21 protein-coding genes are annotated in these 24,743 nt (G+C 50.7%); 12 read left to right on the forward strand and 9 right to left on the reverse strand.

Going from position 1 to position 24,743, the window contains the following annotated elements:
• Nucleotides 1-388: 388 nt before the first annotated feature.
• Nucleotides 389-1,492 carry a D-alanine--D-alanine ligase gene (gene ddlA, locus AC3ISQ_RS15115; protein WP_489347796.1) on the reverse strand — a complete coding sequence of 368 codons (1,104 nt, stop codon included), beginning with the start codon at nucleotides 1,490-1,492 and terminating at the stop codon, nucleotides 389-391.
• Nucleotides 1,493-1,629: 137 nt separating this feature from the next.
• Here ddlA and dld point away from each other — a divergent pair, with 137 nt between their 5' ends.
• On the forward strand, nucleotides 1,630-3,327 hold the full coding sequence (gene dld, locus AC3ISQ_RS15120; RefSeq protein WP_489353311.1) for a D-lactate dehydrogenase: 1,698 nt from the start codon (nucleotides 1,630-1,632) through the stop codon (nucleotides 3,325-3,327).
• Nucleotides 3,328-3,368: 41 nt separating this feature from the next.
• Here dld and AC3ISQ_RS15125 read toward each other — a convergent pair whose 3' ends face one another.
• The 4 genes from AC3ISQ_RS15125 to AC3ISQ_RS15140 form a co-directional block, all read right to left on the reverse strand.
• A complete protein-coding gene (locus tag AC3ISQ_RS15125; RefSeq protein ID WP_489347798.1) occupies nucleotides 3,369-4,571 on the reverse strand; it encodes a MalY/PatB family protein in 1,203 nt (400 codons plus the stop codon).
• Nucleotides 4,531-5,985: a Na+/H+ antiporter NhaC gene (nhaC, locus tag AC3ISQ_RS15130; protein WP_489347800.1), complete on the reverse strand. Its 1,455-nt coding sequence runs from the start codon at nucleotides 5,983-5,985 to the stop codon at nucleotides 4,531-4,533. The genes AC3ISQ_RS15125 and nhaC overlap by 41 nt, the downstream gene beginning before the upstream one ends.
• A gap of 148 nt (nucleotides 5,986-6,133) precedes the next feature.
• On the reverse strand, nucleotides 6,134-7,132 hold the full coding sequence (locus AC3ISQ_RS15135) for a LacI family DNA-binding transcriptional regulator (protein ID WP_489347802.1): 999 nt from the start codon (nucleotides 7,130-7,132) through the stop codon (nucleotides 6,134-6,136).
• A gap of 222 nt (nucleotides 7,133-7,354) precedes the next feature.
• Nucleotides 7,355-7,945 (reverse strand): Yip1 family protein, encoded by a 591-nt coding sequence (locus tag AC3ISQ_RS15140; RefSeq protein WP_489347804.1) that lies wholly within the window; start codon nucleotides 7,943-7,945, stop codon nucleotides 7,355-7,357.
• 170 nt (nucleotides 7,946-8,115) lie between these two features.
• Here AC3ISQ_RS15140 and AC3ISQ_RS15145 point away from each other — a divergent pair, with 170 nt between their 5' ends.
• The 4 genes from AC3ISQ_RS15145 (at nucleotide 8,116) to AC3ISQ_RS15160 (ending at nucleotide 11,553) form a co-directional block, all read left to right on the forward strand.
• Nucleotides 8,116-8,652, forward strand: a complete 537-nt coding sequence (locus tag AC3ISQ_RS15145; protein ID WP_489347806.1) for a GNAT family N-acetyltransferase — start codon at nucleotides 8,116-8,118, stop codon at nucleotides 8,650-8,652.
• A 68-nt stretch (nucleotides 8,653-8,720) separates the two neighbouring features.
• Nucleotides 8,721-9,527, forward strand: a complete 807-nt coding sequence (locus AC3ISQ_RS15150) for a DUF1460 domain-containing protein (RefSeq protein WP_489347808.1) — start codon at nucleotides 8,721-8,723, stop codon at nucleotides 9,525-9,527.
• A gap of 93 nt (nucleotides 9,528-9,620) precedes the next feature.
• The gene (nlpA, locus tag AC3ISQ_RS15155; RefSeq protein WP_489353313.1) at nucleotides 9,621-10,433 is read left to right on the forward strand and encodes a lipoprotein NlpA; all 813 of its coding nucleotides are present in this window, start codon (nucleotides 9,621-9,623) and stop codon (nucleotides 10,431-10,433) included.
• Between the two features lie 94 nt (nucleotides 10,434-10,527).
• Nucleotides 10,528-11,553: a MerR family transcriptional regulator gene (locus AC3ISQ_RS15160; protein WP_489347810.1), complete on the forward strand. Its 1,026-nt coding sequence runs from the start codon at nucleotides 10,528-10,530 to the stop codon at nucleotides 11,551-11,553.
• A gap of 47 nt (nucleotides 11,554-11,600) precedes the next feature.
• Here the strand turns inward: AC3ISQ_RS15160 and AC3ISQ_RS15165 are convergent, their stop codons facing one another.
• The gene (locus tag AC3ISQ_RS15165) at nucleotides 11,601-12,515 is read right to left on the reverse strand and encodes a DUF808 domain-containing protein (protein ID WP_489347812.1); all 915 of its coding nucleotides are present in this window, start codon (nucleotides 12,513-12,515) and stop codon (nucleotides 11,601-11,603) included.
• Nucleotides 12,516-12,611: 96 nt separating this feature from the next.
• Complete coding sequence (pbpG, locus tag AC3ISQ_RS15170) at nucleotides 12,612-13,541, reverse strand: D-alanyl-D-alanine endopeptidase (protein ID WP_489353314.1); 930 nt, start codon at nucleotides 13,539-13,541, stop codon at nucleotides 12,612-12,614.
• A gap of 419 nt (nucleotides 13,542-13,960) precedes the next feature.
• Here pbpG and ansP point away from each other — a divergent pair, with 419 nt between their 5' ends.
• Nucleotides 13,961-15,403 (forward strand): L-asparagine permease, encoded by a 1,443-nt coding sequence (gene ansP, locus AC3ISQ_RS15175; protein WP_489347813.1) that lies wholly within the window; start codon nucleotides 13,961-13,963, stop codon nucleotides 15,401-15,403.
• A gap of 133 nt (nucleotides 15,404-15,536) precedes the next feature.
• The gene (locus tag AC3ISQ_RS15180; RefSeq protein WP_489347815.1) at nucleotides 15,537-16,292 is read left to right on the forward strand and encodes an arylamine N-acetyltransferase family protein; all 756 of its coding nucleotides are present in this window, start codon (nucleotides 15,537-15,539) and stop codon (nucleotides 16,290-16,292) included.
• Here the strand turns inward: AC3ISQ_RS15180 and dusC are convergent.
• Nucleotides 16,282-17,211: a tRNA dihydrouridine(16) synthase DusC gene (dusC, locus tag AC3ISQ_RS15185; protein ID WP_489347817.1), complete on the reverse strand. Its 930-nt coding sequence runs from the start codon at nucleotides 17,209-17,211 to the stop codon at nucleotides 16,282-16,284. The two genes, AC3ISQ_RS15180 and dusC, sit on opposite strands and share 11 nt — an antisense overlap.
• Nucleotides 17,212-17,295: 84 nt before the next feature.
• A complete protein-coding gene (rhlE, locus tag AC3ISQ_RS15190) occupies nucleotides 17,296-18,681 on the reverse strand; it encodes an ATP-dependent RNA helicase RhlE (RefSeq protein WP_489347819.1) in 1,386 nt (461 codons plus the stop codon).
• 296 nt (nucleotides 18,682-18,977) lie between these two features.
• Between rhlE and AC3ISQ_RS15195 the strand changes: the two genes are divergently transcribed.
• From AC3ISQ_RS15195 to AC3ISQ_RS15215, 5 genes are read left to right on the forward strand one after another with little or no spacing between them, the layout of a single operon-like run.
• Nucleotides 18,978-19,670: a transcriptional regulator gene (locus tag AC3ISQ_RS15195; protein ID WP_489347821.1), complete on the forward strand. Its 693-nt coding sequence runs from the start codon at nucleotides 18,978-18,980 to the stop codon at nucleotides 19,668-19,670.
• A 19-nt stretch (nucleotides 19,671-19,689) separates the two neighbouring features.
• Complete coding sequence (hlyD, locus tag AC3ISQ_RS15200) at nucleotides 19,690-20,691, forward strand: secretion protein HlyD (protein ID WP_489347823.1); 1,002 nt, start codon at nucleotides 19,690-19,692, stop codon at nucleotides 20,689-20,691.
• Nucleotides 20,692-20,700: 9 nt separating this feature from the next.
• Nucleotides 20,701-22,446 (forward strand): ATP-binding cassette domain-containing protein, encoded by a 1,746-nt coding sequence (locus AC3ISQ_RS15205; protein ID WP_489347825.1) that lies wholly within the window; start codon nucleotides 20,701-20,703, stop codon nucleotides 22,444-22,446.
• The gene (locus AC3ISQ_RS15210) at nucleotides 22,433-23,569 is read left to right on the forward strand and encodes an ABC transporter permease (RefSeq protein WP_489347826.1); all 1,137 of its coding nucleotides are present in this window, start codon (nucleotides 22,433-22,435) and stop codon (nucleotides 23,567-23,569) included. Before AC3ISQ_RS15205 ends, AC3ISQ_RS15210 begins: the two co-directional genes overlap by 14 nt.
• A 10-nt stretch (nucleotides 23,570-23,579) precedes the next feature.
• Nucleotides 23,580-24,686 (forward strand): ABC transporter permease, encoded by a 1,107-nt coding sequence (locus AC3ISQ_RS15215; RefSeq protein ID WP_489347828.1) that lies wholly within the window; start codon nucleotides 23,580-23,582, stop codon nucleotides 24,684-24,686.
• Nucleotides 24,687-24,743 lie beyond the last annotated feature (57 nt).

Raw genomic sequence — 24,743 nt, forward strand, 5'->3', positions numbered from 1 at the left:
GCCGCACATCACCGTAAATGCTCTTGGTTTGCCCCTTACGACATGTACTCATTGGTGACGAGCACATGCGGCACCTTTTGGGATGGGAGCAAACAAGACAGCACCACCTGTTTCTTGCCGGGACTTAGAAATCGACCATGTTTGACTAATTGATAGAACTTAGCCCACTTTTTTCCACCCATCCGGTACCACAACTACCATACTTGAAACCGAGAGCGATTATAAACCGAGCAGTGCAATTTGCAATCAATTCACGCGAGGGGTACACTTAGTAAAGGTGACGAGTACATGCGGCATAGTTCTTCACTGTCACAACCAATCCCAGTGCAGAACACTAAAAAAAGAATCTGGCTACCAACCAGATTCTTTTTTGCTTTCAGAGAGTTAATTACCGCTCAAACACCGAACTCTTCAATCCACGATCCTGTTGGTGGCGTTCCATCGCCAGTTCAATCAATTTAGTAATCAGTTCGGTATAACTCACGCCGCTAGCACCCCATAGTTTCGGATACATGCTGATATTGGTGAAGCCCGGCAGTGTATTGATTTCGTTGATGACGACTTGGTTATCCGGCGTTAAGAACACGTCAACTCGCGCCATGCCCAGACAATCCACCGCCTTGAATGCTTTTATCGCTACATCACGGATCTTGTCGCTAATTTCAGGGCTGATATTCGCTGGCACCACCACCTGAGCACCTTGCTCATTAATGTATTTGGTGTCGTAGGAGTAAAACTCATCACTCAACACAATCTCACCGCAGACGCTGGCCTGTGGATGATCATTGCCCAGTACTGCACACTCAATTTCACGCCCCACAATCGCTGATTCCACCAGCACTTTATGGTCGAAACTAAACGCCAACGCCACCGCCTGCTCGTAACCCGCCTGATCTTTTACCTTGCTGACGCCCACAGACGAACCTTGGTTTGCAGGTTTGATAAACAGGGGTAACCCAAGACGTTCGCTCAATTGTTCAAAGCTGAATTGGGCACAGTTACTGCGCGTCAGCGTCACAAACGGCGCTACCGACAGCCCGACATCTCGCAACAGGCGTTTGGTGATATCTTTGTCCATGCTAACCGCTGAACCCAAGACACCAGCACCAACAAACGGAATATTGGCCATTCGCAACAACCCCTGCAACGAGCCGTCTTCCCCCAAAGTACCGTGCACAATGGGAAATACCACATCCAACTGCCCCAGTGAACTGGCGTTATCTGCCGCAATGAGTTGCTGTTTTTCCTGCCCTGGGATCAAGGCAACGTTCTGATTCGAATGGTTCAACGCGATCAGCGCCGGATTTTCGGCGTTCAACAGATAGTTGGAAGCGTCGTTAATATGCCATTGCCCTTGCTTATCAATCCCCAGCAACGTGACATCAAACTTCTGTTTATCAATGGCATCCACAATGTTTTTTGCTGATTGCAGCGAAACTTCATGCTCCGCCGATTTGCCGCCAAAGATCACACCAACACGTAGTTTAGTCACGCCTGAAATCCCTCTAAAAAGTCATGCAAAAAGTCGTTCACAACAATAAACGCATTGCTGGGGAGCGGCAATTACTGTTTGCTATGCTTGGTTATTGTATGATGAAAAATCGAACCAGAAACAGGGAGACCCGCATGATGCAGCCCAATAACACCGTATTCCTCAACCAGTTAAAAGATATCGTCGGGAGCACACAATTACTGACCGGCGAGCGCGATACCGAACGCTATCGTAAAGGTTTCCGTTCTGGTGAGGGTAACGCATTAGCCGTGGTATTCCCGACACGGTTATTGCAGTTATGGCAAGTGCTGCAAGCCTGCGTGACTGCCGACAAAATCGTCATTATGCAGGCCGCCAATACTGGCCTGACCGAAGGCTCTACGCCGAGCGGTAATGATTACGATCGCGACATCGTGATTGTCAGTACCTTGAAGTTGGATCAAGTCCAGGTGCTGGATAACGGCAAACAGGTGATTGGTTTTCCCGGTAGCACTCTGAATCAATTGGAAAAGGTGCTCAAACCTTACAGCCGAGAACCTCACTCGGTGATTGGTTCTTCTTGCATCGGTGCTTCGGTCATCGGTGGAGTCTGTAATAACTCTGGCGGCTCACTGGTCAAACGTGGCCCAGCCTATACCGAGATGGCGCTCTACGCGCAGCTTAGCGAAGACGGTCAACTGCGTTTAGTTAACCATTTGGGCATTCATCTTGGTGATAACCCAGAACAAATTCTGACTCGGTTAGAACAAAGCGACTATCGCCCGGAAGATATTGAACATGGCGAGTTACGCGCCTCAGACAACGAATACGCTAGCCGCGTGCGCGATGTTGATGCCGATACCCCTTCCCGCTTCAACGCCGATAAACGCCGCCTGTACGAAGCCTCTGGCTGTGCAGGTAAGTTAGCCGTGTTCGCAGTGCGTTTGGATACTTTCGAAAAAGAAGGCCAAGAGCAGGTATTTTACATCGGCACCAATCAAACCGCCGTGCTAACAGAGTTACGCCGCCATATGCTAAGCCAATTTGAAAACTTACCGGTGGCTGGCGAGTACATGCATCGGGATATTTTCGACATCGCCGAAGTGTATGGCAAAGACACGTTTATGATGATCGACAAGCTCGGTACCGATAAAATGCCGCGTCTGTTCACGCTGAAAGGCCGGATGGATGCCACGCTGAACAAACTGCCGTTGATCCCACACAATCTCACTGACCGTCTGATGCAGGGGCTAAGCCATTTAGCGCCCAACCACCTTCCGCCACGTATGAAGCAGTATCGCGAACGTTTCGAACACCACCTACTGTTGAAAATGTCGGGGCCGGGCGTTGAAGAAGCGCGGCGTTATTTGGAAAAGTATTTTACTCATGCAGAAGGTGAGTTTTTTGCTTGTACCGCTGAAGAAGGTCGCAAAGCCTTCTTGCACCGCTTTGCCGCGGCCGGTGCGGCAATCCGCTACCATGCGGTTCACGCCGATCAGGTAGAAGACATTTTGGCGCTGGACATTGCACTACGCCGCAATGACACCGAATGGTTCGAAACTCTACCGCCAGAAATCGACAGCCAGTTGGTTTACAAACTGTATTACGGCCACTTTATGTGCCACGTGTTCCATCAGGATTATGTGGTGAAGAAAGGTGTCGATAGCCACGCGTTAAAAGAACAAATGCTGGCGATCCTCGACAGGCGCGGCGCGGAATACCCGGCTGAGCATAACGTCGGACATTTGTATCAGGCCAAACCGGATTTACAGGCATTTTATAAATCGGCCGATCCGACCAACAGCTTTAACCCTGGCATTGGCAAAACCAGTAAGCAGAAATACTGGGCGGAATAATAACCGCAACGGCTGCCTAATTCGGCAGCCGTTTTATTTAATTAGCGCAATTTTGCTAATCCATTGATTGCCTGCTCCAAATAGCTACGTGGGCAACCCAAATTGATGCGGATAAAACCACTACCCATCACGCCAAAACCACGTCCCATCGAAGGGGCAATTTTGGCATGATCCAACATCGCTTGTTGCAAAGCATCATCATCCAATCCCAACTCACGGCAATCCAACCAAGCCAGATACGTGCCTTCAGCCGGGATCATGCGGCACCACGGAGCCACTTCCGCCAGTGCCTGTTCAAACCACTGCCGGTTCTCCGCCAGATAAGCGAGTAACGCATCCAACCACGGTTCACCCTGCTGATAAGCGGCAGTGGCGGCAGTCATCGACAACGCATTAAACACGTCCAATCCGTGCGCATTGAGCCTTTCGATAAGCATCTGGCGCAATTCAGCATTGGGGATCAGGAAATTGGAAATACGCAGTGATGACAAACCAAAACTCTTGCTGGCAGACGTCGCGGCAATCACTCGATGGTGCCATTTGCTGTCCAGATGCAGCACCGAGGTAAAGTGTTCACCGGGCAGGATCAGATCTGCCCAGATCTCATCAGAAATTACTGTCACATCATATTGTTGGCACAATTCTAGTAAGCGCGTCAGCTCCCCTTGCGTCCAGCATCTACCGGTTGGATTATGCGGATTGCACAACAATAACAGCGGTGGACGGTGCTGCATCAGCAATTGCTCCAATTGCTGATAGTCAAATTGATAGCCGCTAGCACTTTCCACTAGCGGATTCTCCAGCACCCGGCGGCCATTCATATTAATGATTTTGGCGAACGAACCATAATAGGGTCCTTGAACCACAATACCGTCGCCCGGTTGACTCAGCATCTGGATTAGCAGCGCCAATCCCGGCACTACGCCCTCAATTGAGGTGAACCACTCTCGCTTCAACTCAAGCTGATGACGTCTGGCAAACCAGTCGATAGCTGCTTGGTAATAAGCCTCATCACGTTCGCTGTAACCGAAAACACCGTGGTCGACACGCTGGTGCAACGCCTGTGACACCACTTCCGGGCATTGGAAGTCAAAATCAGATACCCACATCGGCAACAGATCGGTCGGGTCCAACCGCAAATAACGGTCGATAAAGTCCCACTTCACCGAGCTCGTCTGATGACGATTGATCACTTGGTTAAAATTAGGCTGTTTCACGTTGCTCCTCCTGATTTTTCGCTGCATCTTCAGGCTTAATACGCGCAATACCAAAACCGGTGAAGCCGTAAATCAACGCGAAGAACACCGCGGCATAACATTGGATCGCCCAAGGCAGCAGATCCAAGGTGTTAACGCCCAAAGTGGTTGCCATGTAAATCCCCGCCGCCGTCCACGGAATCAGCGGTTCGATAACGGTTCCAGCATCCTCTACCGTGCGCGACAGGTTTTTGTTATCCAACCCCATACGGCGGTAAGCGCCTTTGAACAATTCAGCCGGGATCAGCAGCGCCAATTTGCCGTCGCTGGTCGCGCCAGTCACCAAAATAGTGGTTGCGACAGTCGCGGCGATCAATTGACCGGTACTACGCACCACTTTCAGCAAACGATTAATAATGACCGTCAGCGCCCCGGTCAGAGTTAATGCTCCGGCAAATGAGAAGGCGCAGAAAACCAGCAGAATGGTGCTCATCATTGAGAACATGCCACCGCGATTCAGTAAACGCGGTACATCGGCAATCACACCATTGATGTTCATCCCTTGTTCGGCAAACATCGACAGATTAAAACCATCCATCAACGCATTCAGACCTTGTTTTAAGCTGAAACCTTGCAGAGCAACACCAATCGCAATCGCCAAAGCACAGGCCGCTAACATGACCGGGATCACCGGGCGCTTGGTCACCGCCCCCCACAGCACCAATACCGGTGGCAGCAGCAATAGGATATTGAAGTGATACAGACCTTCCAGCGATTGCATAATATCCACCACTTTCTGTGGTGTAGCCACGCTGCCGACGGCACTGGAATGTCCGGCGATCAGATAAACCACCGCAGCCAACACGAAGCTCGGCAAAGTGGTATACATCAGATGTTGGATATGGCTGTACAGATCGGTATCGGCGACGATCGCCGCAAAATTGGTGGAATCCGACAGCGGTGAAATTTTATCACCGAAGTAAGCACCAGAAACCACCGCACCAGCAGCAGCGGCTAAAGGCACATCGAGCCCAGCGGCAACGCCCATCAGCGCCACGCCCACGGTGCCCGCCGAACCCCATGAAGTACCGGTACATACCGAAATCACACTGGTAAGGAAGAAAGCGGCAATCAGGATGTATTGCGGGCTGATCAGTTTCAGTCCCCAGTAGACCATATAGGGGATCGTTCCGCTGATCATCCAAGTGCCAATCAATCCACCGACGCAAATCAGGATCATGATAACCGGCATCGCTTTGGCCAGTTTGGCGACAATGGATTCAATAATGTCGTCCCAACGGTAGCCCTGCCAGTAAGCTAACCCAGCCGCAATCCCCGCCGATAACAGCAATAATGGCTCAATGCGTAGCCCCAATTGCCCGTAACCAATAATCAACAACAGCAGCATGGCAATAATCGGTAACAACGCCAGCCCCAGGTTTAGCTCTTTCTTGTCATTCATAGGATGACTCCGCGTTCTGATAGGTGTGGCGTCAGGGTAGGTGATCCTGCCGGGTTGAGATGTGAAGCAAAGCCATCGTTCATGTAAGCGGTTTCATGAATAAATGAAATGTGCAGTTCGTCACAGTTACAGCGCTTGTTTTGCTCAACTACCGTGTGGCGACCGAATCGCGAATCACCAGTTCGGCGGAGAACATATTATTCTGCGGCTGCAAATCTTGCTGCGCCTGACACAACAAAGCCAAACGTGCCGCACGGCGAGCCATACGCTCAATGGGATAATGAATGGTGGTCAACGAGGGATAGAGATAACGCGCCAGCACGATATCATCAAAGCCGACGATAGAAAGTTGCTGTGGCAATTTGACACCACGTTGATGTAATGAACGCATCATGCCGGCCGCCATCACATCGTTGAAAGTGACCGCAGCGGTGAAAGCCTGATCGCTATTCAGCAACCGTTCTGCCGCCAGTTCTCCGCCCTCTTCGTTGAATGGCACGCTGATCACCCAGTTTTTTGCCACATCGATACCCGCTTCAGCCATCGCGCTGCGATATCCCTGCAAACGCAAACGCCGATCGTCTATCGGCAAATCGGCGGTGATGCAGGCAATGCGCCGATGTCCTTGTTGGATCAGATAACGGGTAGAAGCCTGCGCGCCGCTGGCGTTGTCCAACCAGACACAGCGGTTGGAGAGGCTCGGAAAATAACGATTGATGATCACCAATGCAGGGATATGGGCAGCATAGCGCAACACATCCGCATCATTCATCCGCGTGATATGCGCGACGATCGCCTCACAACCTTGGTTAATCAGAAAATCCAACCCGGCCTTTTCCAATTCAGCCTGATGTCCACCGCTACAAACCATCAGCTTCACGCCCTCTTTACGGGCGATTTCTTCCACCCCGCGCGCCAAACGAGAGAAAAATGGATCAGCCAAATTGCCGGTCAGCAACCCCAACATATTGCCGCTGCGCTTAGCCAGAGCCAACGCAGCAGCATTACGGTGATAATTAAATTCACGCATCGCTTTCTCGACGCGTTCACGAGTGACAGGCTCCACATAGGCGGTGTTATTGATGACTCTGGAGACTGTCGCCGCCGAAACGCCTGCGCGACGCGCCACATCTTTCATCGTCGCCATTGGTGATTCTTCTTGAGAGATAACATGCCGTGATATTACCTGCTGCCCTTAAAACACAAAAGCCCCTCACGTATTGCGCGTGAGGAGCCATCAGAGCGATCCCCAAAAGATTTCAAGTTGCAGGTAGGCGGCAACTGAGTAAATCCCCAGGAGCTTGGCCCACCAAGTGACTGGGGTGAGCGAAGGCAGTCAACACCCCTGCAGCTTGAAAGATGAAGGGGATCAAAATAGCCAGCCGCCATATCCCCATAACAGCACGGTTAAACCAAGCAACAGTTCAAGCACCAAAATACCAATGGCAAAGGTTGAACTGGAGAACAGGAAACCTTCTTTGGTGTCGATACTCAGGAAATGTGGAATGCCTAAATACAGCAGATAACCGGAATAACATAAACCAATAACACCGACAAACAAGCAGAGCCATACCACCGGATACAAGGCCACAATGCCGCTCAAGAACATCGGAGTCGCGACATAGCCAGCAAAAATCATACAACGGTGTAGGCTGGGACGCGCTTCATAACGCCGAGCCATCCAGTGGATGATGTTGCCCATCACGGCCACCCCAGCCAGCATCAGTAGGTAAAACGCGACGGCGGTGTAGGCTGCGGTAAACATATCTAGCTGAATTCTATGCCCTTCTCCTGAGAGCCAACCTAATTGTGTGGTGCCGATAAAGGCACAGACAACCGGGATCAATGCCAGTAACAGCACATGGTGAGTGTAAAGGTGCGAGACGGATTCATTCTCGCTTTGAATCTGTTTGAACTCTTCGCTCGGATGCGAAAAGAGTCCCCAAACATGACTGACCATAAATCACCTCCTCGTCTCGCAGAGCCATTTAAACACGCGAGGGTTACGAGCTCGGGGTTCTCTCTCCCCTTAACTAATTGTAGTCTTTTGTCGAAAAAACGTTCTTACCCATCAACATCTCATGGATTTACCTTATAATTTCTCTACTCAGCACTTGGAAGCGAGCCATCATGAGCATAACTATTGAGCGGATCACCGCCTTGCCTTACGGATATCTGGAAGACAATAACTTCACCTTTGAAATTGATAAATATGCGCACCCCTGTTTCGGCACGCCGATTGAAGATTGGCCCACCCAACCCGTGCTCCCTTTTACTAAAGCCTATCCACTCGCACCCTTTATTGATAAAGACAGCGAGACCTTTCTCGCTCGACATAACAATATCGCCGTCGGACACATCACACTTTGCCGCAACTGGAATGATTTCACGCTGATTGAAGAGCTAGCGGTGAGCAACGATGTACGTCGGCAGGGTATCGCCACTGCGTTACTGGACACCGCCAAACACTGGGCGCGTGAGCAAGAAACCGACGGGTTGATGTTGGAAACGCAAAATAACAATCTAGCAGCTTGCCAGTGCTATCAACGTTATGGCTTCATGTTAGGTGGCATCGATCACTTGTTGTATCGCGCACAACCAGATATTGCCGATCATGAAATTGCACTGTTTTGGTATCTGCCATTTAATAACGAAGTTGGCTACTGACTCATTGACCTCTGGTTGAACAGCAACTGTTATCTTTAAGACAGTTGAGTACCAACATTGGAGGGGAAATGCACAGGATTGCTTTAGGGATAGTGCTATCGTTATTGACTGGGTGCGTTAGCCAATCATCCGCCAACCGCACAGAACAACCTACCGAGAACCCGATGCTACAACAGAGAACAACGGCCGCCATGGACGAAAACACATTGTCTAAAATCAACGAGATTCTGAGCATTCCTCATGATGCGGGCAGTATTTCACAACAGTTTATTGGCACACCTTACGTCGCCAATAGGCTAATAGGCTCAGCGGACACACCAGAAAAGTTGGTGAGCGACTTCCGTGGGCTGGATTGCTTCACCTTTATCGATTACGTCGAAGCGCTGCGCCACGCGAATGACGAACAGCAGTTCGTCCAGAACCTAATCCAAACGCGCTATGTCGATGGAAACATTGACTTCCTGCACCGTAAACACTTCTTTAGCGACTGGTCGCATAAAGACAAAAAGGTCGCGACCGATATCACTGCGGCACTCAGCCCCAAAACCGTCACGCTGGTGAAAAACCTTAACGAAAAAGCCGATGGCACAACTTATCTGCCGGGGTTACCGATCGTTAAACGCAGCATTACCTACATCCCAAGTAATGATGTCGATGACAAAGTGCTCAGCCAGCTACATAGCGGTGATTACATTGGTATCTATACCAATCTGGTTGGGTTGGACGTGACGCATGTCGGCATCTTTGTTCAAACGGCTAACGGCCCGGTGCTACGCAATGCCTCCTCGCGTAAAGAGAACATGAAAGTGGTTGATTCACCGTTTATCGATTACGTCATCAACACGCCAGGGATCGTGGTATTGCGTCCGTTGTAATGGTTATTAGATATAAAACTTTATCCGTTGACTTGATCGTCAGGCTATTGATACAAAAACCACTGATTTTATTATTTTTTCAGGGAGTGGATGATGACAATAACCTGGCGTTTTAGCCTACTGGCTGCAGCTCTATCAGCAACTTTGTTATTACAAGGTTGCGAGAAGAAAACCGATCAAAATCATATCAAAGTCGGCGTAATTAACGGTGCTGAACAAGATGTCGCGGAAGTCGCCAAACAAGTGGCGAAAGAGAAATATGGCCTTGATGTCGAATTGGTCGGGTTCAGCGGCTCATTACTACCCAACGATGCCACCGATAAAGGCGAACTGGATGCCAACGTGTTCCAACATCGCCCCTTCCTCGCACAACAAAATAAAGATCATGGTTATAAATTGGTCGCAGTCGGCAATACCTTCGTCTTCCCTATGGCTGGCTACTCGAAAAAAATCAAATCGGTAAATGAGTTACAAGATGGCGCGCTGATCGCTATCCCTAACGATCCCACTAACTTGGGTCGTGCATTGCTGTTGTTGCAAAAAACAGGGCTGATTACGCTGAAATCCGACAAAGGCCTATTACCGACTTCACTAGACATCAGCGCCAACCCGCATAATTACCAAATTATGGAATTAGAAGGCGCACAGTTGCCGCAAGTACTGGACGATCCCAAAGTCACCGTCGCGGTGATCAGCACTACCTACATCAACCAAATCGGGCTCACACCGACCAAAGATGGCATTTTTATCGAAGATAAAGATTCGCCATACACCAACATCGTCGTCGCTCGTGAAGATAATAAAGATGCGCAGAATGTACAGAACTTCGTAAAGGCTTATGAGTCAGATGAAGTCGCAAAAGCCGCAGAAAAAATCTTTAACGGCGGTGCAGTGAAGGGATGGTGATTTTAATAAATCTCTATTGAGTATGAAGGGTATTGACCCTCACGTAACGTCAGGCTTTAGTATCCTGACACGCACAAGGAACGAGGGTCATCTCATGTTGTTAAAAGTCGGCGAATTGGCACGACGCTCTGGCATTACCGTCAGGACATTACACCACTACGACAGCCTCGGATTATTGATTCCTTCTGCGCGTTCCGACGCGGGTTATCGTTTGTATAACCGGGCTGACATTACTCGTCTTCACCATATTCAGGCATTACGCCGGATGGGGCTGACGCTGGCGGAAGTCGGGGCGATTCTGGAGCGTTCAGGGCTGGCATTACCTACGTTAATTGAAAAGCAAATCGTCATGCTCGATCAACAATTAGCGCAAATCACCGCGTTACGTGCTCGACTTTGCCATATGGCTGAACAATTGACCACCGGTGATGAACCAGAGCTGAACGACTGGCTGACAACGTTGGAGTTAATGACCATGTACGACAAATATTTTACCGCGGACGAATTGGCACAACTACCCTTCTATCAGGCCGATGAAGCACTCAGTCAGGAATGGGCGGAAATGGTCGCCATTGTGCGTCAACTGATGGAAAGCGGCGTCCCGGCGGAGGATTTACAGGCACAAACCATTGCCCGGCGTTGGATGAAAACCTTAGAGCGCGATACCGCGGGTAACCCGGCCTTTCTCACCCGGCTCAATATCATGCATGCCGATGAGCCATCAATACGCGAACAAACCGGTATTACTCCGGCAATGACGGACTACATAACCCGTGCCTTTGCCGAAACCAAGTTGCAGATTTATCAAAAATACCTGACACCGGAAGAGTACGCCTATGTGCGAAAACACTACTTCACGCGGATGCAGGAATGGCCAGCGCTGATCGCGCGTTTCCAACAGGCGATGAAAGAAGGAATTCCCGCTGATTCGAAGCAGGCGAAAGCATTGGCGGCCAACTGGCTGGAATTGTTCCAGTCTTACACCGGCCCTAACCCGCAAACGCAGATGAAAATCCGTCAAGCCATGGAAAAAGAACCGACGTTGAGCGAAGGAACTTGGCTCACGCCGGAATTATTGGCTTATCTGCGTCAGACAATAACCAGTTTGATGAAGGGTTAAAACATACTGAGCGAGCAATTATTTATGCCCGCTCTTTTTTGTCACCGTCAGGCTTTATAACGAGCCCGGATAGCACCCAGCACCGATACCACCAGCAACACAACAGCTCCGGCGATTAAACCAAATACGATATTCAACAGTGACGGGATAGCCCCTTGCAGTATCCAGCCCACTGCCGGAACATCTGCCGAATTATCGGCCCAACCGGTAAACAGATGATGCACCACGGGCAAACCGTGAGTCAGAATTCCGCCCCCGACCATAAACATCGCGACGGTTCCGATAACAGATAAACTTTTCATCAGGTATGGCGCTGCACGAACCAGAGCAGTACCAATGCCGCGTGCCAAGGCACTGGCTTTTTGGCTCAAGTACAAACCGAAATCGTCCAATTTGACGATACCCGCTACCAAACCATAAACCCCAATGGTCATCACCAGCGCAATACCACACAGTACCAATACTTGCTGGGTAAAACTGGCTGCCGCTACCGTGCCCAAAGTAATAACGATAATCTCGGCCGACAGCACAAAATCGGTACGGATCGCGCCTTTGACTTTACGCTTTTCATAGGCAACGACGTCTTCATTCGGATCTAACTCCTCCTGATGCTCTTCCCCTTTTTTATGAGTCAGGCTGTGGAACAGTTTTTCTACCCCTTCGAAGCACAAATACGCGCCGCCAAGCATCAATAATGGCGTGACCGCCCAAGGAGCCAATGCACTGATCAACAATGCCAGCGGCACGAGGATCACCTTATTGACCAATGAACCTTTTGCCACACTCCATACCACCGGCAGTTCACGGTCGGCTTTTACGCCGCTGACCTGCTGAGCATTAAGCGCCAGATCGTCCCCCAACACCCCAGCGGTTTTCTTGGCGGCCATTTTGGTCATCAAAGCGACGTCATCCAACAGCGCGGCAATATCATCAATCAAGGTTAATAAACTACTTCCCGCCATTTCTCATCCTTATAAAAATAGAGTGCTATCAATGATAGTAGTGGAAAACGGGGAGGGAATGAATGCCCGCCGGTGAAAGGCGGGCAAAACAGGCATTTACTCGGTGACGTTCTTCGCTAATGTCGAATCTTTTTGTTTGCGATAATCGCGTGCTGCAGCCGGAACAGGCGTGACCTTGCCAGTTTCGATCCAAGTACGCAGACGGTTGGCATCAGCAAAATGGGTATATTTACCAAAAGCATCTAACACCACCAATGAAACCGGACGCTGACCGATCACGGTGCGCATTGCCAAACAGTGCCCCGCTTCATTGGTAAAGCCGGTTTTGGTCAACTGGATATTCCATTTAGGGTTATAAACCAAATGGTTGGTATTACGAAATGGCAATTGATAGTTCGGATCTTTAAAGACAGCGGTTGTCCCTTCGCTGGTGCTGAGTTGGCCAATCAATGGGTACTGTTTGGTTGCAATCAATAGTTTGCTCAGATCACGTGCGGTAGACACGTTACTGGTCGACAGTCCAGTGGGTTCCACATAACGGGTGTGAGTCATTCCCAGAGCTTTGGCTTTAGCGTTCATCGCTTTGATAAACGCGTTATAACCACCGGGATAATGTGCAGCCAAACTAGCGGCAGCACGGTTCTCCGAAGACATTAACGCTAGCCACAGCATATCTTTACGGCTGATTTCACTGTTCAAGCGAACTCGTGAATAAACCCCTTTCATTTCAGGCGTCTGGTGAATATCTACCTTCAGCATTTCATTCAGCGGCGACTTGGCATCCAGCACCACCATTGCCGTCATCAGCTTGGTGATCGAGGCAATCGGCACCACTTCATCCGGGTTGAGGGAATAGATCACTTTATGCGTTTGCATATCCACCACCATGGCGCTACCCGAGGCCAATTCAGGTTGGGTGGCGTGCGAAACAGCGGTACTTTCTTTGGCTAGGGCACTCGGCACCAGACCAGCGCCCGCCTGTAAGGCCAGCAGGGTTAACACCAGAACTCGGATTTTCACAGATATTACTCAGTTGCGAAGGAAGAAAAGTCTTAACATCAATTGGAGAAAATTATAAATGAGCATTATCAAGTTCGCACGGTGATTGTTAGTGGTGATTTGTGACAAATTCTGTCGGAGAAAAAACCGTACAAACCGCAGGTACACTGCGTTACGCACGATTAAAAGAAAAGTGACAGCGTTGAGCTATAACGCAGCACTCATCAAATCCATCCACTCTTTGCTTGCCTTACACCATGGTTGATTCTTTAAAACCGGATTTTTTTGCCTCAATTAATCAGAACAGGTAGCATGCCTCGCTCACATATAACTCTATGTGTACAAACAATAAACAACGGAATGATGCATCGACATCATCCATTTTGTGGCTGCCGATGGCGCCCCTTTGCCCGCTTGGGCTCGACTCACTTTAGACAGGACTGATCATGAAATCACACTCTCAACAGGAACAGGATAAGCATGACGCGAGACGACGCTGGCTCGACTCGCATGATTCCGGTTATCACAAAAGCATGGGAAACCGGCAAATCCAGATGATCGCCATTGGCGGTTCGATCGGTACTGGCCTGTTTCTTGGCACCGGCGGTCGTTTGGAAATGGCAGGCCCCGCTCTAGCTCTGGTGTATCTGGTTTGCGGTATTTTTTCTTTCTTTATCCTCCGCGCCTTGGGGGAATTGGTATTGCACCGCCCATCCAGCGGCAGTTTTGTTTCTTATGCCCGTGAATTCCTTGGTGAAAAAGCCTCTTATGTTGCGGGTTGGATGTACTTTCTCAACTGGGCGATGACCGGCATCGTCGATATCACCGCCGTTGCTCTGTATATGCATTACTGGGGAACCTTCGCCGATGTTCCGCAGTGGCTATTTGCCTTGTGCGCACTGGGCATCGTCGCCACCATGAATATGATTGGAGTGAAGTGGTTTGCCGAGATGGAGTTCTGGTTTTCGTTGATCAAAGTCGCCGCCATCTTGCTGTTTCTGGTCGTCGGAGTGGTATTTCTCGGCACAGGAACACCGGTCGCCGGGAATCCCACCGGCCTACACCTGATTAGCGACAACGGCGGTATTTTCCCTCACGGTCTATTGCCCGCACTGGTACTGGTTCAAGGGGTAATTTTCGCTTTCGCCGGTGTTGAATTGATCGGTACTGCGGCAGGTGAATGTAAAGACCCGGAGAAAATGCTGCCGAAAGCCATTAACAGCGTGATCTGGCGTATTGGCCTGTTTTACGTCGGTTCAGTGGTATTGCTGGTGTTGCTGCTGCCGTGGAACGCTTACCAAGCAGGGCAAAGTCCGTTCGTCACTTTCTTTAGCAAATTGGGCATACCTTACATCGGCACCATCATGAATATCGTGGTGCTGACCGCAGCGCTCTCCAGCCTGAACTCAGGTCTGTATTCCACCGGTCGAATCTTGCGTTCGATGGCGATGGGCGGTTCTGCTCCCAAGCTGATGACTAAAATGAGCAGCCAACAAGTACCTTATGCCGGGATTTTAGTGACTTGCGGTATCTATGTGATCGGCGTGGTACTTAACTATTTGGTGCCATCGCAGGTGTTTGAGATAGTCCTTAATATTGCTTCGCTGGGGATCATTAGTTCGTGGGCATTTATCATCGTTTGCCAAATGCGCCTGCGTAAGGAAATCAAACTGGGGAATGCTAAACCGGTTACGTTCAAAATGCCGGGAGCCCCGGTGACATCATGGCTAACATTGCTGTTTTTGTTGGCAGTGGTGGTGATGATGGCGTTCGATTATCCCAATGGCACTTGGACGGTTTCCACCATTCCAGTCTTGGCAGTGCTGTTGATTTTAGGTTGGTTTGCGCTACGTAAACGCAAAGCCGAAGTAGAAAATCCCTCGCAGTAACCTTTTCATCCATAAGCAGCCCCGTTTCATTCATCCGGGGTTGCTGTTCATAATCACTAGCGCACGTATTGCTCTTTCAGACAGATCTAAGCCAGCTATTTTATGGCTAACTGACTCTTTGCTGAGAATCACTGTGGATACCCAACGTTACCTGCAACATATCCAATTCGCAGACACGCCAAAAGTCGATTTCGCCACGCTGCAACAATTGCATTTACGCCATATGCTGTCGGTGCCGTTTGAAAACCTGAGCATCATCTACCATCAAGGTATCAGTCTATCGACTGACGCTCTTTTCAAAAAAGTGGTGGAACATAATCGCGGGGGTTTTTGTTATGAATTGAACCAGCTTTTCGGCCAGTTGCTGCAACAGCTTGGGTTTACCGTACATTTCATTTCAGGGGAAGTACGCAATCGTGAAGGAGGATTTGGTCAGCCATTTGATCATCTGGCGTTGATGGTCGAGCTCGATCAACTTTATCTGGTCGATGTCGGCTTTGGAGATTCATTCCTTACACCGCTGAAAATCACGCTCGGCGAGCAACAGCAGCAAAGCACCGGCACCTTCCACCTCGAACAAGACGGTGAATATTACTCTCTGGAGCGACGTAATGGCGACTCACATTCCCACGCTAAAACCCTCTATCGATTCAGCCTACAACCGCATGAATTAGCAGAGTTTTCGGCAATGTTTCACTACCACAGTACTTCGCCAGAATCGCATTTCACTCAACGCCTAATTTGCTCACGCCCTACCGAGCACGGCAGGATCACCCTCAGCGATAACAAGCTGATCGTGACCGAAAACCATCAGCGAAAAGAATCCACGCTGCATTCAGAGACGGAGCGCCGAGCAGCCCTACAACATTATTTTGCCATTAACCTGTAATCACGCGTGCGATATCCGCCGAGGTGGTTAGTGCACGGATTTCGGTAAATAACTCCGTCGCCTCGGTATATTCTTTACGCAAATAGCCCAACCATTGTTTGATGCGCGCCACGTGATACAAGCCGGTATCGCCCTGCTTTTCCAACTGGACGTATTTTTGCAGCAATTGCACCACCTGCGGCCACGGCATTCTAGGCTCGTTGTATTTCACTACTCGGCTTAAGTTAGGAATGTTGAGCGCACCACGCCCCAACATCACCGCATCACAACCGGTCACTTGGCTGCAATCCTGTGCGCTTTGATAATCCCAGATTTCACCGTTGGCGATCACCGGAATAGTCAAACGCTGACGAATTTCACCAATCGCCTGCCAGTTGATGCGTTCCGCCTTATAACCGTCCTCTTTGGTTCGACCATGTACCGCTAGCTCAGTGGCCCTGGCCTGCTGCACCGCATCGGCAATCTCAAAACTGTGTTCTAACGAATCCCAACCAAGACGCACTTTTACCGTTACCGGTAAATGTTCCGGCACTGCCGCACGCATCGCCTTTGCACCTTGGTAAATCAGTTCAGGATCTTTCAACAACGTCGCCCCACCGCCACTGCCATTCACCAGTTTAGATGGGCATCCACAGTTCAGATCAACCCCGTAAGACCCCAACTCAACTGCACGGGCAGCATTCTCTGCTAACCATTGCGGATGTTGCCCCAATAATTGGATGCGTACCAAAGTCCCCGAAGGGGTACGACTGGCATGATGCAGTTCTGGACACAGACGGTAGAACGATTTGGCAGGCAATAATTGATCAACGACACGTAGAAACTCGGTGATGCACAGATCGTAATCGTTAACCTCGGTGAGTAATTCACGCACCAAAGAATCGAGAACGCCCTCCATCGGAGCCAATAAAACACGCATGATCAACTATTCCCTCCAAAGAAAAGCCACCGCTCCTCTTCATTTCTGAGGATGGGCGGTGGCCTGATAATACTGCGGAACGATTTACTCTGTCGGTTTACGACTGCGCGGGCGACGCGATGGTGCCGAGCCGCCTGGACGACGTTGACCATCCGCATGACCGCCAGTGTGACTCTCACCACGCTGACCACGGTTTTCACGTTGGCCGTTATTGCCACCGCCATTACCGCTACGCTGGCCGCCGCCGGAGCGTTGACCACCGCCGTTGCCACGAGGTGCACCACGTCCACCACCTTGGCGACCGTTGATGATAGGTTCCGCCTTAATGCTCGGATCGGGCTCGTAACCCGGTAATGCAATACGTGGAACTTCACGCTTCAGTAAACGTTCGATGTCGCGCAGCAGTTTGTGTTCATCCACACACACCAGCGAGATAGCCTCACCGGTACATTCTGCACGACCGGTACGACCAATACGGTGTACGTAATCTTCCGGCACGTTTGGCAACTCGTAGTTCACTACATGCGGTAGTTGGTCGATATCCAGACCACGAGCGGCGATATCGGTCGCCACCAGCACGCGGATTTTACCGTCTTTAAAATCAGCTAATGCACGGGTACGAGCGCCTTGGCTCTTATTACCGTGGATTGCTGCGGCGGTGATACCGTCTTTATTCAGTTGCTCGGCTAGATGGTTGGCACCGTGTTTAGTGCGGTTAAACACCAACACCTGCTGCCAATTCCCTTCGCCAATCATCTGTGAAAGTAGTTCCCGCTTACGCTTCTTATCAACAAAGTGCACGCTTTGCGCTACTTGCTCGGAAGCGGTATTGCGACGCGCTACTTCGACCGAAGCCGGGTTGTGCAGCAGTTTACCCGCTAACGCTTTGATATCGTCGGAGAAGGTCGCTGAGAACAGCAGGTTTTGGCGCTTCGCTGGCAATTTAGCCAGTACGCGACGGATATCATGAATAAAGCCCATATCCAGCATACGGTCAGCTTCATCCAGCACCAGAATTTCAATCTTGGACAGATCCACCGCGTTTTGGTGTTCCAAATCCAACAGGCGACCTGGTGTTGCCACCAAAATATCAACACCGCCGCGTAGCTTCATCATCTGCGGGTTGATGCTCACACCACCAAACACCACCAGCGAACGCAGACGCAGGTGTTTGCTATAAGCTTGGACGTTTTCGTCGATCTGCGCAGCCAGTTCGCGGGTTGGCGTCAAGATCAACGCACGTACCGGACGACGGCCTTTGGCCGGATAATCGTGCTTACTCAGCAATTGCAGCACTGGCAAGGTAAAACCAGCGGTTTTACCGGTGCCGGTCTGGGCGCTAGCCATCAGATCACGCCCTTCCAGTACTAAAGGAATAGCCTGACGTTGGATCGGGGTCGGTTCGCGATAGCCCTGTTCTTCAACAGCGCGCAGAATTTCAGCACTTAAGCCGAGGGTTTCAAAAGACATAGTAGAGAAAAACTCCAGTTCCTCACCCTAACCGAATTTAAATCCGGTGCAGTTTCTGGGGAGGATGATCAGACGGGGCGTTAAGCAGGCCACGAGGGATTGGCACAAACTGCAAGTGCACCAAGTTGCAGATTGTAGCAGAAAGCCAGCAAGAAAAAGCAATTTTGCATCTTTAAGTAAAATCTCCTCAGATTGCCGATATCGTCGGACGATAAAAAAGATGGCTGTGGTTTACATTCCGAACAACGTGGCATAAAGTTAATCAAACGATTGATTAACTTTATGAGCGTCGATTTATGCCTCCTTCAAGCCCCATCACCAACCGCACGCGAGGTGAACAAGCTCGCCAACAGTTGCTTGATGCCGCCATCGAAGTTTTTGGCGAATACGGCACCCACGGGGCGACCACCCGCGACATCGCCCAGCGCGCCGGACAAAACATCGCGGCAATCACCTACTATTTTCGCTCCAAAGAAGGCTTATATCTGGCGGTAGCCCAATGGATTGCCGATTTTATTCAGCAGGCTTTCCGCCCATTGAGCGATGAGATCGACCAATTTTGGCAACAGCCTGAATCGCAAAGAAAACCAGAATATTATTTGCATTACCTAAAACGTGGCTTGTTGGCATTCAGTGATCTCATGACCCAACCGCACACGCTCAATCTGAGCAAAATTATGTCGCGTGAGCAACTTTCGCCCACCGAAGCCTATCCGCTGATCCATCAACAAGTGGTCGCGCCATTGCACAGCAAACTATGCCGTTTGATGGCGGCCTATACCGGTCTGGAGCCACAATCCAGCAAAGTGGTGCTACACACCCATGCGCTGCTTGGCGAAGTATTGTCATTTCGTGTTGCACGCGAAACCATTCGTCGTCAGGCCGGCTGGCAACAGATTGGCGTGGATGAAGCCGCACAAATCAGCGACGTATTAGCTGAACATATCGATCTTCTGGTTAACGGGTTGCGCCAACGTTACAGCGCATAATTTCTGGGCAGGGAGTGTTATGAACAAGAAACGAAGTGCCATCATCGTCGCGGTGATTGTGTTGCTTGCCGCAGCAGCCTACGGGATTTGGTCTTACCAACAACAACGGGAAAAACCACTGACGCTGTACGGCAACGTGGATATTCGCACGGTGAATTTGGGCTTTCGCGTCAGTGGGCGACTGGCTTCGTTGGCCGTTGATGAAGGCGATACCATTCAACCGGGGCAATTGCTCGGTAAGCTGGATGATGGCCCGTATATCAATGGATTACAGCAGGCGCAGGCTAATGTCGCCAATACCAAAGCCAAACTGGCACTGCTTCAAGCCGGTTATCGCAGCGAAGAAATCGCTCAAGTTCGCTCGGAAATGGCACAACGTCAATCTGCGTTTAGTTATGCCGACAGTTTCTTAAAACGCCAACAAGGATTATGGGCGAAAAACGCCACCTCCGCCGATGCGCTGGAAGATGCCCGAACCGCTCGCAATCAGGCGCAAGCCAATCTGCAAGCAGCCAAAGATAAACTGGCGCAATATCTACGCGGTAATCGTCCACAAGAAATCGAACAAGCGCAGGCCAATCTCGCGCAGACCGAAGCGGCTTTAGCGCAAGCACAGTTGGATTTACAAGATACCGCACTGGTTTCCCCTTCCGCCGGCACGGTGCTGACCCGCGCCGTCGAGCCGGGCACCATGCTCAGCGCCAGTAGCACGGTATTTACCCTGTCACTGACTAAACCAGTCTGGGTACGTGCCTACGTCAATGAAACCAATCTGGGTAAAGCCGTACCGGGCAGCGAATTGGAAATTTACACCGATAGCCGCCCCAGTCAGCCTTATCACGGTAAAGTGGGCTTTGTTTCCCCTACCGCAGAGTTCACCCCGAAAAGCGTTGAAACCCCCGATTTACGCACCGATCTGGTTTATCGTCTGCGCGTGATTGTCACCGATGCCGATGAGAATCTGCGACAAGGTATGCCTGTCACTATTCGTTTTACACAGCCCCGTACCGCCCAACCATAAGGACAGAAAATGGCACAGGCGCATACTATTGAGCTAGAAGCATTGGAGAAATGCTTCCCTACGCTCGCCAAACCGGCGGTAGCCAGCCTGACCACCGTATTACGCAGCGGTGCCGTGACCGGATTGGTCGGGCCCGATGGCGCGGGCAAAACCACCTTGCTGCGTATGCTGGCTGGATTGCTCAAACCCAGCAGCGGTAAGGTGAGCGTCGCGGGTTGGGATCCTATCGAACAAGACAGTCAATTACACGCCATTCTCGGTTATATGCCGCAGAAGTTTGGTTTGTATGAAGATCTCACGGTAATGGAAAACCTGCGACTGTATGCCGATCTACATGGTATCGTCGGCGAACAGCGCGAAAAGACCTTCAAACAATTGCTGGAGTTTACCGATCTGACGCGTTTTACCGAGCGTTTGGCGGGCAAGCTGTCTGGCGGTATGAAACAAAAACTGGGACTGGCTTGCACATTGGTTGGACAACCGCAGGTATTGCTGCTGGATGAGCCGGGCGTGGGCGTCGATCCTATCTCACGCCGTGAGCTGTGGCGCATGGTGCATGAACTGGCCGACGACGGCATGTTGATCCTGTGGAGCACTTCTTACCTCGACGAAGCCGAGCAGTGTCGCGAAGTGTTGTTAATGAACGAAGGGGAACTGCTGTTCAGCGGCGCGCCGCAGGATCTGACGCAACGCATGGTCGGGCGCACCATCCTGATCGATACTCCCGACGGTAATCACCGCGCTCTGCTGCAACAAGCGATCTGCCTACCTGATGTGACCGACGGCGTGATCCAAGGGAAATACCTGCGTTTGATCTTGAAAACCGATGCCGATCACCGTCAAGTTTTGCGGGATCTGGATCTGCCGAATGCGAAACTGATGGAAGCCGATCCGCGTTTCGAAGATGCGTTTATCGATCTGCTTGGCGGTGGCCCCAATAACCGTTCAGCATTGGCCGAGATCATGCCGACCGTCACTGGCGATAGCAGTGAAACGGTGATCGAAGCGCAACAGCTGACGAAAAAATTCGGCGACTTCGCAGCCACCGACCATGTGGATTTCAAAGTACAACGCGGAGAGATCTTCGGTCTGCTTGGCCCTAACGGTGCGGGAAAATCTACCACCTTCAAGATGATGTGTGGCCTGCTGGTACCCAGCGATGGCAAAGCGCTGGTTTTGGGTATGGATTTGAAAACCAGCTCCGGCAAAGCACGCCAACACCTCGGTTATATGGCGCAAAAATTTTCGCTCTACGGCAACCTGACGGTCGCGCAAAACCTAAAGTTCTTCTCCGGTGTTTACGGCCTGAGTGGTAAAGCGCAACGCGATAAAATCAATGAGATGTCTACCGCGTTTAACTTCGCGCCGATCCTCAACCAAACGCCCGACTCACTGCCGCTCGGCTTTAAACAGCGCCTAGCGCTGGCCTGCGCACTGATGCACGAACCGGATATTTTATTCCTCGACGAACCCACCTCCGGTGTTGATCCGCTAACCCGTCGTGAGTTCTGGTTGCATATCAACGGTATGGTGGATAAAGGTGTGACGGTGATGGTCACCACTCACTTTATGGATGAGGCTGAATATTGCGACCGTATCGGGTTAGTCTATCGCGGCAAGATCATCGCCGCTGGTACGCCGGACTCCCTCAAACATCAGGTCGCCAGTGCAGAGAACCCCAACCCATCGATGGAACAGGCGTTTATCGAACTGGTGCAAGGTTATGATCAGGAGAATAGCAATGGAAATGGATAGCGGTTTTTCCTGGCGACGACTGCGCGCACTGTGTTTAAAAGAAACACGACAGATTGTCCGTGATCCCAGCAGTGGCTTGATTGCCTTCGTCATTCCATTGATGTTGTTGTTTATTTTTGGTTACGGCATCAATCTGGATTCCAGCAAGCTACGGCTCGGCATCTTGATGGAACAACAGAGTGAAGAGGCACGTGATCTGGCCTACGCCTTTGCCGGTTCGCCGTATATTGAACCCACTATCAGCGACAACCGCCAACAACTGATCCAACTGATGCAGGCCGGGCGTATCCGTGGGTTAGTGGTCATCCCCAACGATTTTGCCGAACGTATGGCACGCCCTTTCGATAAGGCCCCTTTGCAAGTCATTACTGACGGCAGTGAGCCCAATACCGCTAACTTTGTGCAGGGTTACACTCAAGGCGTTTGGCAAATCTGGCAACAGCAACGTGCCAGTGATTTGGGACGTGATGATAAGCCGTTAATCGACGTACAAATGCGCTATTGGTTTAACCCGGCGGCGATCAGCCAGCATTACATTATCCCCGGAGCCATCACCATTATCATGACGGTGATCGGCGCGATCCTCACTTCATTGGTGATCGCCCGCGAATGGGAGCGCGGCACCATGGAAGCCTTGCTGTCTACGCAGGTTACGCGCGCCGAGTTATTGCTTTCCAAGTTGGTGCCCTATTACTTCCTCGGCATGTTTGCCATGGTGTTATGTATGGCCGTTGCGGTGTTTGTGCTGGGCGTTCCTTATCGCGGCTCATTGCTGATTCTGTTTGTTATCAGCAGCCTGTTCCTCGCCAGTACCTTGGGGATGGGGCTGTTGATTTCCACCATCACCCGCAATCAATTTAACGCGGCGATGGTGGCACTCAACGCGGCATTTCTGCCTGCCATTATGCTTTCCGGCTTTATTTTCCAGATCGACAGTATGCCCGCCATCGTGCGTGCGGTGACTTACGTGATCCCGGCTCGCTACTTCGTCAGCACGCTACAAACGCTGTTTTTGGCCGGCAATATCGGCACCGTGTTGATCGTTAATCTGCTGTGCTTAATTGCTTCGGCAGTGTTCTTTATCGGCCTGACGGCGTTGAAAACCCGTCGACGGTTGGATTAAGGGGGAGAATGTGTTTCAACGTTTACTGACTTTGATCATCAAAGAAATGCAGTCACTCCTGCGTGACCCACAAACCCGTGCCATTTTGGTGATGCCGGTGATTTTGCAGGTGCTGCTGTTCCCGTTCGCTGCCACGCTGGAAGTGACCAACGCCACCATCGCGGTTTATAGCGAAGACAGTGGTCACGCTTCAGTAGAGTTGACTCAACGCTTTGCCAAAGCGAAGGCGTTCACTCATGTGTTGCTGTTACGCAGTCCGCAAGAGATCAGCACCACTATCGACAACCAAAAAGCATTGTTGCTGATCCGCTTCCCAGCGCAATTTTCACGCGATATCGCCAGCGGACACACCGCGCCACTGCAACTGTTGCTCGATGGGCGGAACTCCAACAGTGCGCAGATCGCCGCCAACTATGTGCAGCAGATTGTGCAAGATTATCAGCAAGAACTGCTTGGCAATCGCGCCAAACCCAATAACAGCGAACTGGTGGTACGCAACTGGTATAACCCGAATCTGGATTATAAATGGTTCGTGGTGCCTTCGCTGATCGCCATGATCACCACTATTGGCGTGTTGATCGTCACCTCATTGTCGGTGGCGCGTGAACGTGAACAAGGTACGCTAGAGCAATTGTTAGTTTCTCCGCTCACTACTTGGCAAATCTTTGTCGGTAAAGCCGTACCTGCACTGATCGTCGCCACCTTCCAGGCTTCGATTGTGTTATCGATCGGCATCTTCCTGTATCAGATCCCGTTTGCCGGTTCGCTATTGCTGTTTTATATGACCATGCTGATGTATGGCCTGTCGTTGGTAGGATTTGGGCTGCTGATCTCATCGCTGTGCTCCACTCAGCAGCAGGCGTTTATCGGTGTATTTGTGTTTATGATGCCCGCGATTTTGCTTTCTGGTTATGTGTCACCGGTAGAAAACATGCCGGTCTGGTTGCAAAATCTGACTTGGGTTAACCCGATTCGCCACTTCACCGATATCACCAAACAAATCTATTTGAAGGATGCCAGCTTCAGCATTATCTGGCACAGCCTGTGGCCGCTATTGGTGATTACCGTCACCACCGGCACCGCCGCTTATGCGATGTTTAGACGGAAAATTGCCTAAAAAAATGGCTCTGCAATGCAGAGCCATTTTTGTTTAACGCTGATGTTAATAATACTA

It is taken from the genome of Serratia sp. KH_031 (assembly GCF_057839655.1).

Excerpts from the sequence above, each read along its gene's own strand:
- hlyD (WP_489347823.1), top strand. The coding sequence starts at position 19,690 with ATGAACAAGAAACGAAGTGCCATCATCGTCGCGGTGATTGTGTTGCTT.
- rhlE (WP_489347819.1), bottom strand. The coding sequence starts at position 18,681 with ATGTCTTTTGAAACCCTCGGCTTAAGTGCTGAAATTCTGCGCGCTGTT.
- AC3ISQ_RS15135 (WP_489347802.1), bottom strand. The coding sequence starts at position 7,132 with ATGGCGACGATGAAAGATGTGGCGCGTCGCGCAGGCGTTTCGGCGGCG.
- AC3ISQ_RS15195 (WP_489347821.1), top strand. The coding sequence starts at position 18,978 with ATGCCTCCTTCAAGCCCCATCACCAACCGCACGCGAGGTGAACAAGCT.
- AC3ISQ_RS15140 (WP_489347804.1), bottom strand. The coding sequence starts at position 7,945 with ATGGTCAGTCATGTTTGGGGACTCTTTTCGCATCCGAGCGAAGAGTTC.
- AC3ISQ_RS15150 (WP_489347808.1), top strand. The coding sequence starts at position 8,721 with ATGCACAGGATTGCTTTAGGGATAGTGCTATCGTTATTGACTGGGTGC.
- nlpA (WP_489353313.1), top strand. The coding sequence starts at position 9,621 with ATGACAATAACCTGGCGTTTTAGCCTACTGGCTGCAGCTCTATCAGCA.
- AC3ISQ_RS15165 (WP_489347812.1), bottom strand. The coding sequence starts at position 12,515 with ATGGCGGGAAGTAGTTTATTAACCTTGATTGATGATATTGCCGCGCTG.
- nhaC (WP_489347800.1), bottom strand. The coding sequence starts at position 5,985 with ATGAATGACAAGAAAGAGCTAAACCTGGGGCTGGCGTTGTTACCGATT.
- AC3ISQ_RS15210 (WP_489347826.1), top strand. The coding sequence starts at position 22,433 with ATGGAAATGGATAGCGGTTTTTCCTGGCGACGACTGCGCGCACTGTGT.
- AC3ISQ_RS15145 (WP_489347806.1), top strand. The coding sequence starts at position 8,116 with ATGAGCATAACTATTGAGCGGATCACCGCCTTGCCTTACGGATATCTG.
- AC3ISQ_RS15160 (WP_489347810.1), top strand. The coding sequence starts at position 10,528 with ATGTTGTTAAAAGTCGGCGAATTGGCACGACGCTCTGGCATTACCGTC.
- dld (WP_489353311.1), top strand. The coding sequence starts at position 1,630 with ATGCAGCCCAATAACACCGTATTCCTCAACCAGTTAAAAGATATCGTC.
- AC3ISQ_RS15125 (WP_489347798.1), bottom strand. The coding sequence starts at position 4,571 with ATGCAGCGAAAAATCAGGAGGAGCAACGTGAAACAGCCTAATTTTAAC.
- AC3ISQ_RS15205 (WP_489347825.1), top strand. The coding sequence starts at position 20,701 with ATGGCACAGGCGCATACTATTGAGCTAGAAGCATTGGAGAAATGCTTC.
- dusC (WP_489347817.1), bottom strand. The coding sequence starts at position 17,211 with ATGCGTGTTTTATTGGCTCCGATGGAGGGCGTTCTCGATTCTTTGGTG.
- ansP (WP_489347813.1), top strand. The coding sequence starts at position 13,961 with ATGAAATCACACTCTCAACAGGAACAGGATAAGCATGACGCGAGACGA.